Here is a 17121-nt window from a genome sequence, read left to right as displayed (position 1 = left end):
TTACAGCGTTAATAATCTCTGCTTCCTTTTCCACGATTACCCTTGCCGCTATTGTCCTTGTCATCATCGTCATCGTCGTCCCAGTCATATTTATCATCATCCCTATCATCGTTATCATCCTTGTCGTATTTATCCTTACCTTTATTACTATTTTTATAACCGCTACCAGAACCATCTCGTGAGCCATTTCGATCATCTGAATCATAGCCACTATCATCGTAGCCACTGTCATCGTAGCTACTGTCATTGCTGTCATCATACTTTCCGTAGTAGCTGTCGCTATGGTATTCCTCGTAGTAGCTATCACGGTAATAGCGGTAACGGTACCAGTCATACCAAGTCTTAAACTCTGGCTTGTACTCGTGAAGGTCAATCACAAACAAACAATCAAAGAACATCGGATCGCCTTCATTTCCTGCGAACTCAGTTACGTCAACCATACCTGAAAGGCGGACCGTCCCTCTATGCCATTGGTATTCACCATAGCCTTTAACAACCGCATTTTCGTCACTTGAGGCTCCGGTAATATGAGAAATATACTGACCATCAACTGTAACAGTCGGTTTGAGAACAGGCTGTACCGTGGTGTGACCTCGGGTGATTAGTAGCCCATCTGGTAGATAAAAGAATGTTGTACCTATTAATTGAAGCCCTGTTTCTGGTGTCCCTTCAACCTCAGACAAACAATCCGTTGCCCAACCTATTTGCTCACCATCATGGATATTCTTCAACTCAACATCGAAGCACTGTGCATCCAGAGGCGGCCCATATTTCTCCAATGGTGGAACAGTATCTGGATACATTTTACCGGTACCGACAAGATTCAGCGCTAAGCGTTTCTTATCGCCATCATCATCGTCTTTGTAGCCATCGGAGTCATCTCCGCTTGAATAACCATCCCCTCCTGAGTGACCATCACCAGAGTAATCTTTGCCGCCGCTGGACTGATAAGTAGAAGAATAAGAGTGGCTATAACTGCCTGAATATGAGCCATCATCCTCTTTATTTGAGTATGATGAAGAGTCATCGCTATCATCATACTTCGAATCCGAATATGACGAAGAGTCATCACTGTCATCGTACTTAGAATCTGAATATGACGAATAATATTTATCATCGTCATCATCATAATCGTCGTCATATTTTCCTGAAGCCAGGCTCCCCGCAGAGAACCCAACACAAACCGCCAAAATTGAGAGCGCGATTTTGTTCATTTTCATCATGCAACTCCACGTAATTCTGTGGTACTTCTTGATTAATTAGCCATCTGAACAATCTATATGATTACGTCTAGATAACAGGCGACATTTAGACCAAATCACTAGACACTGGCTTTTAGTGTAGATGAGGCAGAAGATTATCTCGGAGGGTGGCATTATGACCAGATAAGCGCTTATCCCTTAAAAATAAGAGAATTAGCCGGAAATAAGATGTGTTTTAGCAGTGAGAAATCTTTATCAATTCTCAAAAATAATACAGACACTAAGTCAGAGGCAGCCTCACATACGTTGAGGCCACCATGCACAATTACATTGTAAGGTGAATTGAAGAAGGATCCTTGGGGTTCGGACCGTACTCATTGGCAGCAGATTGGCTATCTTGGACAAAGAAATAGATTAAAACGATGACACCAATCAGAGGTATCAAACTAATTAGCATCCACCAGCCGGTGCGACCAATGTCATGTAACCGGCGAACACCAACAGCAATACTCGGGATGAGGATCGCCAGCGAATAGACCATACCTATAACGCCGCCCCCTTCACCTGCCCCTGGGTTGCCCAAGGCCTTGTCCAACATCGACAGTGCAAAACTGATAACGAGGTTAACTAACATGAAGTACCAGTACTCTTGTCTTCGCGCCCTACCCTTAAAGACAGCGTAATTTTTCAAAACATGGATATACCAGTTCATAAAAGCCCCTAGTTCATATAGTTACAACTGATGACAGTATAGTATTGTGTTCAATACCTTCATTCTGCCAACCTACGCAAATTTATTGTGACTGCTTGTATGACTTTGTATTGGTTAGTGCGAAATAACCCATCTGACTTGGGAAAGATCCGCTTCTGATCAATACTAGTTGAAACCCACCAAGTCAGGTTTCCGTTATGAAATCGCTATTAATTCCGCTAAGCATTTTAATCGCTAGCCATTCAGCACTGAGTGAAAACCACACAATACATGAACCCCTCTTTTCACCTGACAAAGGGGTGATATGTGATAGGCAAGCAGGTTTTTGTGTCGACAGTTATGGCATTTCTATGGGATTCACAAAAGAGTTCCTAGGCCAAGAAGCCCAAGACAAAATGATGGAATTAATCAACAAGGTGGGTAGCAAGAACTTCGACACTACACGTTACTCATTCAGCAACAAGGTTTATTGCGATTCTGAGCAACGTGCATGTTTCGTTGACCGTTTTTCCGACGAACAGTTGGAAGACTATACCAACATCTTGTTTAACTGATTCTCTTAAAAGAAATGCTGAATCGCCAGATATCGGGCACGAATGTGCTCTATGAGTAACTTTATCTTTTGAGATGGTTGCCGGGTGTAAGGATACACCGCGTAAATCCCCAGTCGCTTACCAACTTGGTCAGGAAATAAATCAACCAACTTCCCTTCCATGATATCGTGGTATACCAAGCAGCGAGGTACATAGGCGATACCGTAACCGCCCAGTGCCGCTTTTCTCAATGCGGCGGCATTATCGGTAGAAAAATTACCGCTAACCCTGAGAATGTAATTGCCCTGCTCCCCAATGAACTGCCACTCTGAGGCGCCTGTAGTTTGGTAGGCATATTGAAGACAGTTATGATCGACCAAATCTTGTGGCCTTTCAGGCCGACCGTTTCGGCTAACGTAGTTTGGTGCCGCACAAATCACCCACTGCGAATCAAGGATATGCCGTGCTATCAAGCTCGAGTCTTCCAGATATCCGGTCCGGATCACCAAGTCATAGCCATCTTCAACCAAGTCCACGAAGCGGTTATCCAGTGACATATCGACCGTAAAACCGGGATGCTCGGTACAAAATTCAGCCACCGCATCGGCCAATAACAGGTCACCTGATATGGTAGGTACAGACATTTTGACATGACCGCTGACTTTTTCGCCAAAACCACTCACGGCATCAACCGCCTCCATCGCGGCCTGCTTCACATTTTTGGAACCCAAATATAACACTTTGCCGGCTTCACTAACCGTGAGTTTACGGGTGGTTCGATACAGCAGTTGTACCCCCAGATCATCTTCCAGACGGGCTATTCTTTTACTAACCACTGAGTTTGTAAGGGAATTCAGCTCCGCTACCTTACTGAAAGAGCCATGTTCCACTACCTGGGCAAACAAGATCAAGTCATCAGCCTTCGCCATTATTAGTCCATTTTTGGAAGAAATATTTTTCATTATTTCCCTATACCAAATAAAAATAAAGCGATATCGTCACACTCGATTAACAAAACCAACTACAAAAACAACAAAATATGTTCATTGATGCATAGGTTATGCATTACAAAACAGCAATCCGAAGGACTGATAATCATGAACGACACCCTACTTGCACTCGTTGCATTTTCACCAATAGTGGTTGCCGCTATTCTGCTGGTCGGGCTGAACTGGCCAGCCAAAAGAGCGATGCCTGTGGCATTCTTACTGACAGTGGCTATTGCCCTGTTCTGTTGGGATATGTCGGTAACTCGCGTCTTGGCCTCATCGCTACAGGGGCTGACCATCACCGTTTCGGTATTGTGGATCGTATTTGGAGCGATATTCCTGCTCAATACGCTGAAACATACTGGCGCTATTACCACCATTCGTAATGGGTTTACTGACATATCCAGTGACCGCCGAATACAAGCTATCATCATTGCATGGTGCTTTGGCTCCTTTATCGAAGGTGCCTCTGGTTTCGGTACCCCAGCAGCAATTGCAGCCCCTCTTTTGGTTGCTATCGGTTTCCCTGCACTTGCCGCTGTATTGATGGGCATGATGATCCAGTCTACACCGGTCTCATTTGGTGCGGTCGGCACGCCGATTATTGTCGGTGTTAACAAAGGCCTGGATACCCACAACATTGGTGAAACGCTGATCAGCCAAGGGGCGAACTGGGACATCTACCTACAGCAAATCACCACCAACGTAGCATTGATCCACGCCACTATCGGCACCTTGATGCCGGTACTGATGGCAATGATGCTGACCCGCTTCTTCGGCAAAAACAAAAGTTGGACTGAAGGCTTGGATATCTTGCCATTCGCCCTATTTGCTGGTGTTGCCTTCACGGTACCTTACGCCCTGACTGGCATGTTGCTTGGTCCTGAGTTCCCATCTCTAATTGGTGGTTTGCTGGGTCTAGCTATTGTGGTCTCTGCAGCCAAGAAAGGTTTCCTTGTACCGAAAAAGCAATGGGATTTTGAAAGTGAGGACAAATGGCCGGCAGAATGGTTGGGCTCACTGAAAATCGACCTGAAAGCCACTGACAAGCCAATGAACCTTGCACTGGCCTGGGCACCTTATGTCCTACTGGCTGTGGTACTGGTTGCAAGCCGTGTCAGCGCCGACTTTAAAGCCCTTCTAGTCAGTGTCAGCCTTTCGTTCTCGAATATCCTCGGTGAAACGGGTATCAGTGCTTCTATCCAGCCTCTATACCTGCCGGGCGGTATCTTAGTCTTCGTGGCGATTGTTGCTGTACTGATGCAGGCACGCAAACTCAGCCCACTTGGTGAAGCCTTCAAGGAATCTAGCAAAACCCTGATTGGTGCAGGCTTCGTTTTGGTGTTCACCATCCCTATGGTGCGTATTTTCATTAACTCAGGTGTCAATGCCGCTGACTTGGCCAGTATGCCAGTAACCACCGCTAACTTTGCTTCTGAACTCGTCGGTGACTTCTTCCCGGCATTGAGCGCAACCATCGGTGCACTAGGCGCTTTCATTGCAGGATCGAATACGGTGTCCAACATGATGTTCAGCCAGTTCCAGTTTGAAGTCGCCCAGACATTGACAGTATCGAGTGCCGCTATTGTTGCCCTGCAAGCGGTTGGTGCAGCAGCGGGTAACATGATTGCTATCCACAACGTTGTTGCTGCCTCTGCTACAGTCGGATTACTTGGCCGTGAAGGTGCGACTTTGCGTAAAACGGTTATCCCTACGTTCTACTACTTGGTGATGAGCGGCATCATCGGCCTCTTTATCATCTATGGCCTACACACCACGGATGTACTGATGGGTTAATAACACTCAAAGCAGAACTACAGGCCAGCAATTTAGCTGGCCTTATCTGACAGAACCAAGAACCAAGAACCAAGCCAATATAGGCAAATAAATATTTTGTAGTCCTGATTCTCAATACCAGCCAAACATTCCAACAATAATGATTGAGATCAGTAAGATGGAAATAGCATTCAACAGTTCAGTAATATCGACTGATGCAGGATGAGCAATGGAAAATAAATACCAACAGCTAGAAGCCCTACTCGCTACCCAGATTGATAAAGCACGGATCATCACCGAAGAAGCCAAGCGGCTTGCCTATGGTACTGATGCCAGTTTCTACCGTCTTATCCCTCAGATAGTTTTACGTCTTAATAACCTAGATGAGGTCATTTTTACCATTCAATCCTGCCACCAGCTGGACATCCCTTTCACTTTCCGTGCTGCAGGCACAAGTTTGTCTGGGCAGGCCGTTTCAGATTCTGTTCTTATTACCCTAACCGACCAATGGCGCGGCCATAGCATTCTTGAAAAAGGTGAAAAAATTCGCCTCCAGCCCGGTGTTATCGGGGCCGATGCTAACCGCTACCTCGCGCCTTTCCAGCGTAAAATCGGACCAGATCCCGCTTCTATCAACACCTGTAAAATAGGAGGTATAGCTGCTAACAACGCCAGCGGCATGTGCTGTGGTACAGCCCAAAACTCCTACAAAACTGTTGATAGTATGACTATTGTCTTCACCGACGGTACCGTGCTTGATACCGCCAATGAAGCGAGCGTTGAGGCTTTTAAAGACAAGCGCCCTGATTTGATGGAAGGTCTCACGCGTTTAGTTGGGGAAACCCAGCAAAATACTGAACTGGCAGATAAAATTCGCCACAAATACCGGCTGAAAAATACTACCGGGTATGCCCTAAATGCCTTGGTTGACTACCAAGACCCCATCGAGGTGATTGAACACTTGATGATAGGCTCAGAGGGCACCTTGGGCTTTATCGCCGACATCACCTACAACACAGTGATCGAGCATCCACACAAAGCCTCTGCCCTATTGATTTTCAACGATATCGAAGCCGCCAGCCAAGCCGTATCGGTGCTAGCCAAAACCAACGTCTCCGCCGTCGAGATGATGGATGGCCGCGCATTGCGATCTGTGGCGGATAAGCCGGGTATGCCCGAGTATATCCAAGCGCTGGATCTTGAATCAGCCGCTCTACTGGTTGAGACCCGCGCCAGTTGCAGCCACCAGCTTGAGCAGCAATGTCTAGACGTTATGGCGGCTTTAACAGACTTTACCATCACCCACTCGACGCCATTTACTACCGATGCCAATACCATCGCCAGCCTTTGGGCTATTCGAAAAGGCATGTTCCCGGCCGTCGGCGCAGTGCGCGAAACAGGGACAACAGTGATCATTGAAGATGTGGCATTCCCTGTCGAACATCTTGCAATGGGTGTACGTGAACTTCAGCAATTATTTGACAAATATGATTATAGCGAGGCGATCATCTTCGGCCACGCCCTCGAAGGTAACTTACACTTCGTCTTTACCCAAGGTTTTGAAGCAGAGTCAGAAGTGAACCGCTACGGTAGCTTTATGGATGATGTTGCCGAACTGGTGGCCGTCAAGTATCAAGGTTCGTTAAAGGCCGAACACGGTACCGGACGTAATATGGCCCCTTATGTCGAGCTTGAATGGGGCAAGGATGGCTATCGCCTGATGAAACAAATCAAAGCTCTGTTTGATCCTGACGGTTTGCTAAACCCAGGGGTGATCATCAATGATGATGAGAAAGCACATATTTCCAACCTCAAACCGATGCCTGCAGCGGATGAAATCGTTGACCGCTGTATTGAATGCGGCTTTTGTGAGCCGGTTTGCCCGTCAAGAACGCTCACACTCTCCCCTCGACAGCGCATTGTTCTTTACCGTGAATTACAGCACCGTGAGCGAGAATACCTTGCAGGCAATAGCCGGCGTCCACCGGTAGATGAACTCAAAGAAGTGTTCGAATATCAAGGTGTCGATACTTGTGCGGCAACCGGCCTGTGTGCTGATCGTTGCCCGGTCGGCATTAATACCGGCGATCTAGTTAAGAAGCTCCGGGTCGAGAAGTACCAACGATTTACCCCTATCGCACGCTGGACTGCGGATCATTTCGCTGCTACTACTACCATGGTCAAGGTTGGCCTCAAGAGCAATCAGGTTGCGCGTAAATTAGTTGGAGACAAAACTGTGGGGGCACTCACTAACGGGCTGCGCAAAATGACAGGAGGTGCAACTCCAGTTTGGATGCCGGAATACCCACAATCTAACCCACACAAGATTAATCAGTTACATACCACTTCTGCACAAGCCGAAAGCCCAGACAAGAAAGTGGTATACATGCCTTCCTGTGCTAGCAGGACAATGGGCCAGCAGGATTCAGCCCAAGACAACCGTCCACTGACAGAAGTTACGCTTTCACTACTGGAAAAAGCGGGCTTTGAAGTGATCACCCCAGAAAAGCTCAGCAGCCAATGCTGCGGTATGCCTTACGATAGCAAGGGGATGAAGGATATTGCTTTGCAGAAGGCCAAAGAATTGGAGTCATTGCTTTGGGAGGCCAGTAAGGAAGGCACATACCCAGTGTTAATGGACACCAGCCCGTGTGCCAAACGCAGTCTCGAAAACTTTACCCAGCCTTTGGAAATCCTTGAACCTGTTGGCTTTGTGTCGCGCTATTTGCTGCCACACCTCTCTCTTTCTCCAATCCAGGAGACAGTGATGCTACACGTGACTTGCAGTTCACGCCGTATGGGTTTGGAAGCTGACATGGTTTCTCTGGCCAACGCTTGCGCAGAGAAGGTGGTATTGCCAGAACATATCCAATGCTGTGGCTGGGCGGGTGACAAAGGCTTTACCACACCGGAGTTGAACGAAGCCGCTGTCGCGCCACTAAAAGAGCAAGTCCCGGCAGACTGCACCCGAGGTTTTAGTAATAGCCGGACCTGTGAGATCGGTTTGTCCCACCACAGTGGGATCCCGTACCAGTCTATTCTTTACCTAGTGGATGAAGCCGCGGTGTAACGCAGATTGTCCACCCAATAAAGCAAAGCCCAAACTAGGCAATCCAGTTTGGGCTTTTTCATTCGATGGACACGGTAATTTAAGAAATACTTTCCACTTCAGCTTGTTTTTGCTCCATCAGCCAAAGTTCAATTTCCCGGGGTGCGAAGATCAATGGATCGCCAATATCTGAATCTTTAATATCTTGAAGTTGTTCAGGTAATGTATCGATGATCAACTCGAGATCTTTGTGGCTATGGATATGTTCTTCGAAGATCCTAACCATCTCATGGTTATGATCGATGTCCCTTGCTTTTGCTGCCGTCGCCAAGCCACTTAATAGAGTATACCAAGTCGTCATTGGCCCCTGTATGATTGATGCTGACTCCGCATCAGAGTCAATAAAGGCAAACGGAACTGTCAACATGGGGAACTCCCCTTTCATTGCCGCGAATATCCAGTCGGTATCAAAAGAAAAATCATAAACAGAAGGCTTGGCCAGAATATATTGGATGACCTCGCGATCATATAACTTAAACGCCGCTTGCGTATCTTTGATGTTATTACTGAAAATGGCGCGCCCAATCATACGTTGCATATGGCGCAATGTTTTAATACCTATCCCCCAACGCTCTTCCTGCTTAACCAAAATCGAATCAGGGTGCTTGCGATTACCCAACACCACTTTGGCATCTTCAGACACATAAGGTTTTAGCAATAACCCCAACTGACCGAGATGTACGGAATTATCTGCATCTGTGTACATCACACAATCAACTCTATCGGCCATTGCTTGCTGGCAGCCTAGAATAATAGCCCCACCTTTTCGGGAATCATCTGCTGAGGCAAGATTCTGCAGCGGACCTTCAGAAACGGGAAGCTCATCAGCAAGCCTCAATACAGACACTTTATCTTTGTCTGGATGCTCAGCGAGAATTTGTTCGGCTATACCGGCACTATTATGGGGACAGCCGTCATCGACTGGATATAAATGCCAGTCTACGACCGATCCCTGGGTGATCCAGTTGAGTTGGTCAATCTTAACCCGCAGCGAGTCTTCGCCATTTGGATTCAACGAAGTTTTCTCATTTAACCGGTTATTCTCGCCCCACATCGCGAAAACGACACCGACAAGCAGCGGCCGCTTCAATTTGAGCACATAACGTTTGGATTCAACTAATTTAACTGCTAAGCGAAACTCAAGGGGACAATTATCAGAAGAAGCGAGCAGCTGGTAGTACTTGGTGTTGATATCAGTCAGGCAATATAACGTATTGGCAAGTTGCAATAGTCGCTTCTGATGTTGCGCCTCCGTCAAGTCAAAACTGTCACTGGCATTATCAAAAGCTTGTTGAACAATTTTTTCTGATGCTGTCATTGCTTATCCCTCTTATTTACTCCCTAAAGTACTCACCCACAACGACAACAGGGCTTAAATTAAGCTTAGTAATGGCGATAAGAATGACAAATTTTTTACGCAATCAATTGCATTAAAAGCATGATTTCGATGTGCTTTATGTCACAAAGTCACCATTTGCTTTTAATGCTATTTTGAATAGGTATGTCTAGACGGGCAGCAGAGCTAGATAATTTATGCCCTACTGTGTAACTGGCGCAAAACTTCGACGCTGCAAAGGGGCTACAGCCTGATTTTCAGCCGGTTCAAAATGCCCAGATGGGATAACAGAGAGTTCGGCTTCATTATCCGGCTGTTGGTTCTGGCCTTGCTTATTGGGAGTAACAAGTTGCTTTAAGTCCTGCTCTTGATATTCAATTTCTTCAAGCGGAGTAACCAGCACTTTTTCCCTAGTTTCAGAAACATCTTCCGATAAGCTTTGTTTGTTGACCTCTTTTCCTGAATCAAGGTCTATCACAGGCTCAGTGGCTTGCGAAGTTTCTGTCACCGTCTCTATCGAATCTGGATTCGCGGTTTGCGTGACTTTTGCTGAAGCGGGTCCGGAAATAACAATCCCTTTGCTCATGACAGGCGCCGTTTGCAGTTTTACTTCGGCATCCGAGACGATAAAGCGACGGCTTACAGATGATTCAGTGGGGATCGGGATCGGCTTTTCATCTTCAAGCTCTATTACCCCGTCCTGTTGAGGCTCTTGGTCAACACTTTCGAATGCGGCTTCCTGATGGCTTTTGGTTGTATCTTCTGCTTGTGAAGGTTCAATCTTGACGCCGGTTGGAATGACATGCTGCTCTTTGCTGTAAGAGGTATTTAAGCCGCTGAGTTTCTTCCCTCCCTGCGGTGGTTGATATACCGGATTTACAGCAGGTATGGCCGCCACTGGCTGAACACCTGTAGCCTGCACTTGTCGGTCGGCCAAACCCAGCTTGGGGCTTTCAAAGCTAAATATCGAGAGCTTTTCATCCCAGCTCTGTAGCACTGCCAATTCATTTTCCCATTCACTATCAATACTCGAGGCTAAATCGGCGACCTGCAATTGCGTTGAAAGCAAAGTGTTTGCATGCTCATAACGACGGTGAAGCTTCTTCCTCATTTGCTTCCAATTGGTCCCGCCAGTCATAAGGTAACGGGTACTGTCTGCCCAATATTGATACGCCATAGCGTCATTGGCTTTATCCGCAGAAATCGCAGCCAACGCTTCGGATAAACCGGCAAATTGCCACATCCGCTTACGACCTAACTTGGCTTCCGAGCTCAAAAATAAAATGGTTAGCCGGTGCCATTGCTCAGATGCTTGTTTATATCGCCCCGCATTCACCAAGTGGTTTGCCTTGGTGTAGTAGTTGAGTTCCACATCCACGGCAGATGCGCTTGCCTGCAGAGGCATTAAGACAAGAGTGCAAAAAACAATAACCAACCGGTAAACACTATTCATCGGAATGTCTCCACCATGCACTTTTGAGGATGATAAAAGCGGGAGTCAAACTGCACGTCTCGGTACTCACGCTCTTTGGTCGGCTGGTACAACTTACCGTTTGCTTTGTAGAGCAATGCTTCCAAAACCCCGGCATTGGTTTGAAGGGAAATGCTTTTTTCGTAACTGCTGGTGAGCTCGTAACGACCTTCATACCAGCCTCGGTCGGGATCATAAAGTTCCCTAACCAACGTCATTAGACGGTTGGTATAGTCCGTTTTCCACAGTACCCACATCTGGAATGCAACACGGGTTGAAACAAGTGCTTTTTCGTCATGATCACTGCCATCCTCTGCTACGGTTATCCATGGCGTGCCTAGCGCATAGATACTGTCGTAGACAAAATACGGTTCACCTGTTACCACGTGCTCGCCACGGGCAGTATAGATACGGTCAATATCCCAGCGGGATTCCTGAATACGGTAGACGGAATCGGCCATCGCAGAGAGGACTTGGTTGCTATGCTTGGCATCCGACGACTGCCTGTCGTCAATCTTGTCCCAGTTAAACTCCAACCCAAGCAGTAAGTACGGCGTGCTATAGACCGGGCGAAGCACATCGTAATCTCGGGGGTCACGGCCGTCGAACAACAGGTCGATACCATTAATTGTGACAACCTCATAGGGGTCCAACAGCATGGCTTTTTCAGGCACTATCTGCCAGTCCAAATATCCGTATGCCGTGTATTCTTCGATACCCAACCTGCCTTCTTTATACCGAAAGACATTGCCATTGTTTATCGCTCCTCCGTATAACTCTCCTTCCTCCGTGACCAGTTCACAGAAATTCCAACGTAGTACCGCTTTATCGACATACTCTGAAAATTCAGGGTTACGTTGTTTGACCATAGCCAGTGCTATTAGCAGCCGGCCAATATCGATAGAAGACCAACCAAGCTCACCCGGTTGGCCGCCATAATCAACCATCTGGCCATGAACGGTACTGTAAACCTTGTTGGGGACACCCGTTAAGCCCAGTGGCATTTCGTTAAGGAAGGTCAGCACCATGGTCAGTCGTTCATCGTGCTCTTTGCTGGTGATGAACTCAAATTCACGGGCAGCAATAAGCGCAATGAGGTAATCTGCCAAGTTAGAAAGGTTCGTCGTTGGATAGTTATCAATGGCATTCACCAACCCCGTAGTGAGGTTGGTGTTGTTCTCTACATATGTCCAGGCAATTTGCGCCCACTCAAGCTCCTGCTCGGTAAGTGAGCCATAGCGTCCCTGCCGCAACATCTGCGACTCATTGACTGAGGTCATTCCACTTTGGACGCCTTGATATACCACCCCACAAGACGTCAGGCAGAGCAAGGTGGTAGCAATTACCGCTTTTTTCAACATCTAATCCCTTACTACAGCTATTACAGCCTGCTGTTGAACGCCCCTTTGCGAGGCAGGCATTGTCCTTCATAGCCGAAAGGTGATTCCAGTGCCTTCTCCCACAGACTTGGGGCTACATCATCCTTATAAGTCAGTAGTTTACCTTGTTGCTTATAGAGCAAAATCTCCAATGTGATGCCGTTATTGTTCGAAGTAAAGGTATTGATCAAACCGGTACCGTTCTCAAAAATCCCTTCGTAGAAGCCTTTCTCCCTGTCATACAAATGTGAAATATGGTCAAACAACAGATCGGTGTAAGGTGTATCCCACAACACCCACATCCCCATTGCCCCTTTTATCGCAACAGCCGAGAATTGCGGCAAGTACTCACCGACTTCTGAAATAGTGTTCCAGGCAAATCCATCAGTATAAATGGTGTCGTACACGAAATATGGAGGGCCAGCTAGCTGGTGCTCGGTACGGGCTGTAATAATACCTGTTTGCTTGTAACGCTCTTCCTGAACGCGGTAGATCTGCAACGCAAACTCGGCCATCCACTGGTTGGAGAACTTATAATCGTGCGGGGTACGGTCATCGACCAAATCCCAGCCCATCTCGATACCGTCCAAGACGTAGCTCTCGGTTACCACATAACTGTGGGCCTTGAGCTTACGCGGGTCACGGGTGTCATATGGCACATCGTAACCGTATAGGTTTATCGTGCTATAAGGCTCAGGCATTGAAGCCTGGGTGGTGTCAAAGCCCCACAGCTGGAAGCCTTTTGCAGCGTACTCTTCGTAGCCCAGGCGCCCTTCCTGCAGGTACTGTACTGGCTTGTCTTTCTCAAGCAAGGCACCGAACATGGTACCGTTTTCATCAACGACATTACACCAATTCCAGCGCAATAATGCCGAGTCAATGCTAGTGCCATATTCAGGATAGCGGTGTTTGATGATATGTAGCCAAATCAACAAGCGGCCAAGGTCGAGCGCCGAATAGCCAATCTCACCGGGTTGGTTACCGTAGTCCACTTTAGCCGCTGTTTGGGTGTTATACGCTTTATTCGGTAGCTCATTCTGAAACAAATCCAGCGTATTGAGTGTTGTCAAAATCCTAACAAGACGACGGTTGAATTCCTCTTTGTCAATGATCCCTAGTTCGTATGCGCTTACCATGCCCGCCATATATGACGCCGCATCCCACCATGTTACCGAGGGGTAGTTATTTACCGCATTAACCAAACCCGTCGACTCCTGGTAGTTATTTTCAAAATACTTCCAGGCGATACGAGCCATATCCATTTCTTGTTCCGTCAGATTCCCCTGGCGGGCTTTCGGCGTGTTCCAGTGACTCTTCCGCTCCACCACATCTTCAGAAAAACTATTGTATTTGTTACCGCAACCGGTAGCCAAAACCCCTAAAAGGCAAACAATGATATAACGCATTCGATACTCCCTATCATAGTTGCGGTTTACTTCACGCCTACGCTCAGCAAGGCACCATTTTCGATATAAGCCAGAGACTCCAGCACAATCCCGTTGGTATTGGCGGTAATCGCTTTGTTGACTCGGCCATCGATTTCATAGCGGCCTGAGTACCACCCTTTTTCTTTCGAGAATAAATCTTTTGCATCTTCAATCAGCAGGTCGGTATATGGCGTATCGTATAGTGCATACCAGCCAAATGCCGCCTTGGTTGACAGTGTTTTCAGATGAGAAGCATCTTCACCCTGGTCAGTGATGGCATTCCACTCTTTGCCATCGGAGAATACGGTGTTGTAGACAAAGTACGGCGCTTCATCGACATTATCCTCACTGACGGCAGTTAGAATGCCGGTACGCTCAAAACGGTTTTCCTGCGCTTTGTACACACGGTGGGCGAAGATCTTAGATACACTGTCAGCACCGAACTCTAAACTATCAAGGATGTAAGATTCACTGACCACATAGTTATGGGCATGGTATCTAGCCGGATCACGCAAATCGGTTGGGATATCAACACCATCGATATTACGCAGTTCCAGGTAGTCGATATATTTCATCGCATTAAATACGTCGCGCCCCATCAGAGACATCGCTTTAGAGGCATATTCCTCATACCCGATACGCCCTTCCTGAACCAGTTCCATCACTGTGTCATCATCTTGCTGCGGCCTTGAACCGTAAAGGTAGCCATCTTTGATCATTACACCGACATCCCAGTGATTGAGTACCGCATTGACCTGGGTGTTAAAGTGCGGGTACTGCCACACCAAAATATTCAGCGGTACCAAAATACGGCCGATATCAATGGCTGACCAACCAATGCCGTTTTCAACCGGACGGTTTTGGTAATCCACCATTTCTACTGTTTGGGTGTTGTAGGCCTTATTCGGCAATTTGCCATCAATCAGCGGTAGTCGGGCTAGCGTGTTTAGCGCTTTCTCCATTCGCAGCTCAAATTTATTCTTACTGATAATATTGAGCTTTTCTGCTGCCAGCAGGCCCATCAGGTAAGAGGCGGTATCCCACATGGTGGTCGACGGATAACCGTCTACCGAGTTCACCAGCCCGGTATTTTCCTGATAGTTATTTTCAAAGTAGACCCACGCGGTGTTTGCCCACTCATACTCTTCTTCAGTCAGTACCCTGCTTTCACGCACTGGGATGACTTCTTCAGCTTCAAAAGTAATATTACCGAGTACATGGCCTTGATCACGGGTTTCGATACTAAAGGCGATCACCAGCGCAGTAAGGAGGCCAACTAAAAACACGATATGATGCCGTGCATTCACGAGTGCTTGCTTAAATTCCATATTCTAATTCCTCAGATTCCTGTTCCTGCGTCTTATCCGCTGGTGGTGGCGTCCAGTAAGCGGCAGCAATCATTCCCCACATCGCCATCATGTTGTTAATTGTCCAGAAGCTATTGAATATCAGGCCGCCCAGCGAATAACTGCCGAACATGCCGGTAAAGTAGCTAAACCAAGCGAAGCACATGCTAATTAGGCTCAGGCCAAATACCAGCTTCTGTGGTATGACCAAATGACCAAAAGTGCCGTCCTGACGTTCTTTCGGGGTTGCCGGGAAACTGATTTTCCGGCCCCGCAATACCGTCCAAAGTGCCCGCATATTGACCGGGAAGAAGGACAGGAAGTTGGTCTTACCCTTGTAACCTGCTACCCCCCAGGTACCAACCATCATGGCCAGTTCAGCAGTCAAGACAAACGGGATAAAGTGGAGATAGAAAGTCACATCGTAGGCACTGACTGGTGCGATACTGGTCAAGAAGTAGATGATCGGACAGGTAAGGAAAATAATGTTCCATATTGCCGATAAGTTTGACCAGAAACTGGCCCCGTACATCATCTTCTGCTTGAGATTCATCCCTTTTCTAAATAGTGGGTTATCGTTCATAAAGATATCAATCGAACCACCCGAATACTTAAAGCGCTGAACCGTCCAGGTTTGCAGATCCTGCGGTGACAGCATCTTACTCTCTACTTCTGGGTGCTGGACTGAACGCCAGTTACGCTCAGTATCGGAATGGAGCACGATCGAGGTATAGATATCTTCCGAAACGTGGAATTTATAAGGGGTAAATTCCGTATCGAAGATGATCTCTTGTCGCAGGTTATCCGACACATCCTGATCGACGGTTTTCTCTTTAGTGATCTTGCGGATTTGTTTCTCTATTTCCGTGTGCTCTTTGCTGATCTGCTCACTGTAGCTGCGAAGCGCCGCTTCCATGACTGCTTCACGACGGTGGATAGAACCAGCACCACAACAGAAAGATGCATTCACCCAATTACGGCGACGTTGGATCACGTCATAGAACATCTGCGGATCATTCACATATGGATCTTCACCAATTTTTACCGGCCCGTAGAACCTCTCAATCCCACGGCCAATAGGTGCTGCCCACTTACCCAACTTACGGTTTAGCCAGTTTGGCAACCGCTCCCCTTCCGGCAAGTCAAAGAACCATTGCGGTGTCTGAACCCAAGCCACATCAGGGTCTCGGAAGTAGCCCATGGTGTGCTCGAGAATGGTTGGGAATGGACGGGTATCAGCATCACAGATGACAATGAAGTCGCCGTAAGTTTGCTCAAGGGCATTTCGCAGGTTACCAGCTTTGAAACCGATATTGCTTTCCCTAGTGATGTACTCCACGCCCATTTCGTCAGCCAGAGCCTTCATTTCAGGCCGCTTGCCGTCATCAAGGATAAAAATTTTAATATCAATATCGTACGGATAACGGATCTTCTGCGCATCTTCGATACTCAGGCGAACCAACTCCGGCTCTTCATCATAGCTAGGGAAGAACACATCAATACTGATTGGCCGTGTTTCACCGGCCTCAGGACTATCTTTTCCAACACACTCATTGATAGTATGCGGCGGCGCCTTCTTGGGCTCATCTTTGGTCTTCCATAAATTAAATGTAAACAGCACCGAACCAATGAAGGCGCAAGACTCAGCAAAAACAAGTGGGAAGGAAAACCACATGGCGTCGTAGTTCAGCGCATAGGTCCAACGCCACCATAAATACCAAATACCCAAAGTGAGATTACAGGTGGCAAGGTACTGATAGAGTAATTCTCTCGACATACTGTAAGGCACCGGCTCCGGCGGCTTACGATGTTCGAATTCCTTGAAATAAAAATCCATGAGC

General features: G+C 47.3%; 12 protein-coding genes. 3 read left to right on the top strand and 9 right to left on the bottom strand.

From position 1 onward, the window contains the following. Window positions 1-8 precede the first annotated feature (8 nt). The gene (locus BIZ37_RS06660) at window positions 9-1223 is read right to left on the bottom strand and encodes a hypothetical protein (protein WP_222939608.1); all 1215 of its coding nucleotides are present in this window, start codon (window positions 1221-1223) and stop codon (window positions 9-11) included. Window positions 1224-1527: 304 nt separating this feature from the next. After that, on the bottom strand, window positions 1528-1914 hold the full coding sequence (locus BIZ37_RS06655) for a DUF805 domain-containing protein (protein WP_187460833.1): 387 nt from the start codon (window positions 1912-1914) through the stop codon (window positions 1528-1530). A 197-nt stretch (window positions 1915-2111) separates the two neighbouring features. Here BIZ37_RS06655 and BIZ37_RS06650 point away from each other — a divergent pair, with 197 nt between their 5' ends. Beyond that, the gene (locus BIZ37_RS06650; RefSeq protein WP_187460832.1) at window positions 2112-2468 is read left to right on the top strand and encodes a YcgJ family protein; all 357 of its coding nucleotides are present in this window, start codon (window positions 2112-2114) and stop codon (window positions 2466-2468) included. A 5-nt stretch (window positions 2469-2473) separates the two neighbouring features. On the opposite strand, the gene BIZ37_RS06645 is transcribed toward BIZ37_RS06650, so the two are convergent. Next, window positions 2474-3376, bottom strand: a complete 903-nt coding sequence (locus tag BIZ37_RS06645; RefSeq protein WP_187460831.1) for a LysR family transcriptional regulator — start codon at window positions 3374-3376, stop codon at window positions 2474-2476. A gap of 168 nt (window positions 3377-3544) precedes the next feature. Between BIZ37_RS06645 and BIZ37_RS06640 the strand changes: the two genes are divergently transcribed. Further along, window positions 3545-5233 carry an L-lactate permease gene (locus tag BIZ37_RS06640; RefSeq protein ID WP_187460830.1) on the top strand — a complete coding sequence of 563 codons (1689 nt, stop codon included), beginning with the start codon at window positions 3545-3547 and terminating at the stop codon, window positions 5231-5233. 208 nt (window positions 5234-5441) lie between these two features. Then, window positions 5442-8282, top strand: a complete 2841-nt coding sequence (locus BIZ37_RS06635) for an FAD-binding and (Fe-S)-binding domain-containing protein (protein WP_187460829.1) — start codon at window positions 5442-5444, stop codon at window positions 8280-8282. A 79-nt stretch (window positions 8283-8361) separates the two neighbouring features. Here BIZ37_RS06635 and BIZ37_RS06630 read toward each other — a convergent pair whose 3' ends face one another. The 6 genes from BIZ37_RS06630 to BIZ37_RS06605 all read right to left on the bottom strand — a co-directional run bounded on the left by BIZ37_RS06630 (window position 8362) and on the right by BIZ37_RS06605 (window position 17117). Then, window positions 8362-9639 carry a glycosyltransferase gene (locus tag BIZ37_RS06630; RefSeq protein WP_187460828.1) on the bottom strand — a complete coding sequence of 426 codons (1278 nt, stop codon included), beginning with the start codon at window positions 9637-9639 and terminating at the stop codon, window positions 8362-8364. 220 nt (window positions 9640-9859) lie between these two features. Further along, window positions 9860-11110, bottom strand: coding sequence for a hypothetical protein (locus BIZ37_RS06625; protein WP_187460827.1), 1251 nt, complete (start codon window positions 11108-11110; stop codon window positions 9860-9862). After that, window positions 11107-12489, bottom strand: a complete 1383-nt coding sequence (locus BIZ37_RS06620; protein ID WP_187460826.1) for a DUF3131 domain-containing protein — start codon at window positions 12487-12489, stop codon at window positions 11107-11109. Before BIZ37_RS06620 ends, BIZ37_RS06625 begins: the two co-directional genes overlap by 4 nt. A 20-nt stretch (window positions 12490-12509) precedes the next feature. Then, complete coding sequence (locus tag BIZ37_RS06615; RefSeq protein ID WP_187460825.1) at window positions 12510-13913, bottom strand: DUF3131 domain-containing protein; 1404 nt, start codon at window positions 13911-13913, stop codon at window positions 12510-12512. A gap of 26 nt (window positions 13914-13939) precedes the next feature. Next, on the bottom strand, window positions 13940-15262 hold the full coding sequence (locus BIZ37_RS06610) for a DUF3131 domain-containing protein (RefSeq protein ID WP_187460824.1): 1323 nt from the start codon (window positions 15260-15262) through the stop codon (window positions 13940-13942). Further along, window positions 15252-17117 (bottom strand): glycosyltransferase, encoded by a 1866-nt coding sequence (locus tag BIZ37_RS06605; RefSeq protein WP_187460823.1) that lies wholly within the window; start codon window positions 17115-17117, stop codon window positions 15252-15254. The genes BIZ37_RS06610 and BIZ37_RS06605 overlap by 11 nt, the downstream gene beginning before the upstream one ends. Between the last annotated feature and the right edge of the window lie 4 nt (window positions 17118-17121).

The sequence above is a fragment of the Photobacterium sp. BZF1 genome, from assembly GCF_014349205.1.
GTDB lineage: Bacteria > Pseudomonadota > Gammaproteobacteria > Enterobacterales > Vibrionaceae > Photobacterium.
This window is presented reverse-complemented; position numbering and strand designations above follow the sequence as displayed.

Excerpts from the sequence above, each read along its gene's own strand:
- BIZ37_RS06660 (WP_222939608.1), bottom strand. The coding sequence starts at position 1,223 with ATGATGAAAATGAACAAAATCGCGCTCTCAATTTTGGCGGTTTGTGTT.
- BIZ37_RS06655 (WP_187460833.1), bottom strand. The coding sequence starts at position 1,914 with ATGAACTGGTATATCCATGTTTTGAAAAATTACGCTGTCTTTAAGGGT.
- BIZ37_RS06650 (WP_187460832.1), top strand. The coding sequence starts at position 2,112 with ATGAAATCGCTATTAATTCCGCTAAGCATTTTAATCGCTAGCCATTCA.
- BIZ37_RS06645 (WP_187460831.1), bottom strand. The coding sequence starts at position 3,376 with ATGGCGAAGGCTGATGACTTGATCTTGTTTGCCCAGGTAGTGGAACAT.
- BIZ37_RS06640 (WP_187460830.1), top strand. The coding sequence starts at position 3,545 with ATGAACGACACCCTACTTGCACTCGTTGCATTTTCACCAATAGTGGTT.
- BIZ37_RS06635 (WP_187460829.1), top strand. The coding sequence starts at position 5,442 with ATGGAAAATAAATACCAACAGCTAGAAGCCCTACTCGCTACCCAGATT.
- BIZ37_RS06630 (WP_187460828.1), bottom strand. The coding sequence starts at position 9,639 with ATGACAGCATCAGAAAAAATTGTTCAACAAGCTTTTGATAATGCCAGT.
- BIZ37_RS06625 (WP_187460827.1), bottom strand. The coding sequence starts at position 11,110 with ATGAATAGTGTTTACCGGTTGGTTATTGTTTTTTGCACTCTTGTCTTA.
- BIZ37_RS06620 (WP_187460826.1), bottom strand. The coding sequence starts at position 12,489 with ATGTTGAAAAAAGCGGTAATTGCTACCACCTTGCTCTGCCTGACGTCT.
- BIZ37_RS06615 (WP_187460825.1), bottom strand. The coding sequence starts at position 13,913 with ATGCGTTATATCATTGTTTGCCTTTTAGGGGTTTTGGCTACCGGTTGC.
- BIZ37_RS06610 (WP_187460824.1), bottom strand. The coding sequence starts at position 15,262 with ATGGAATTTAAGCAAGCACTCGTGAATGCACGGCATCATATCGTGTTT.
- BIZ37_RS06605 (WP_187460823.1), bottom strand. The coding sequence starts at position 17,117 with ATGGATTTTTATTTCAAGGAATTCGAACATCGTAAGCCGCCGGAGCCG.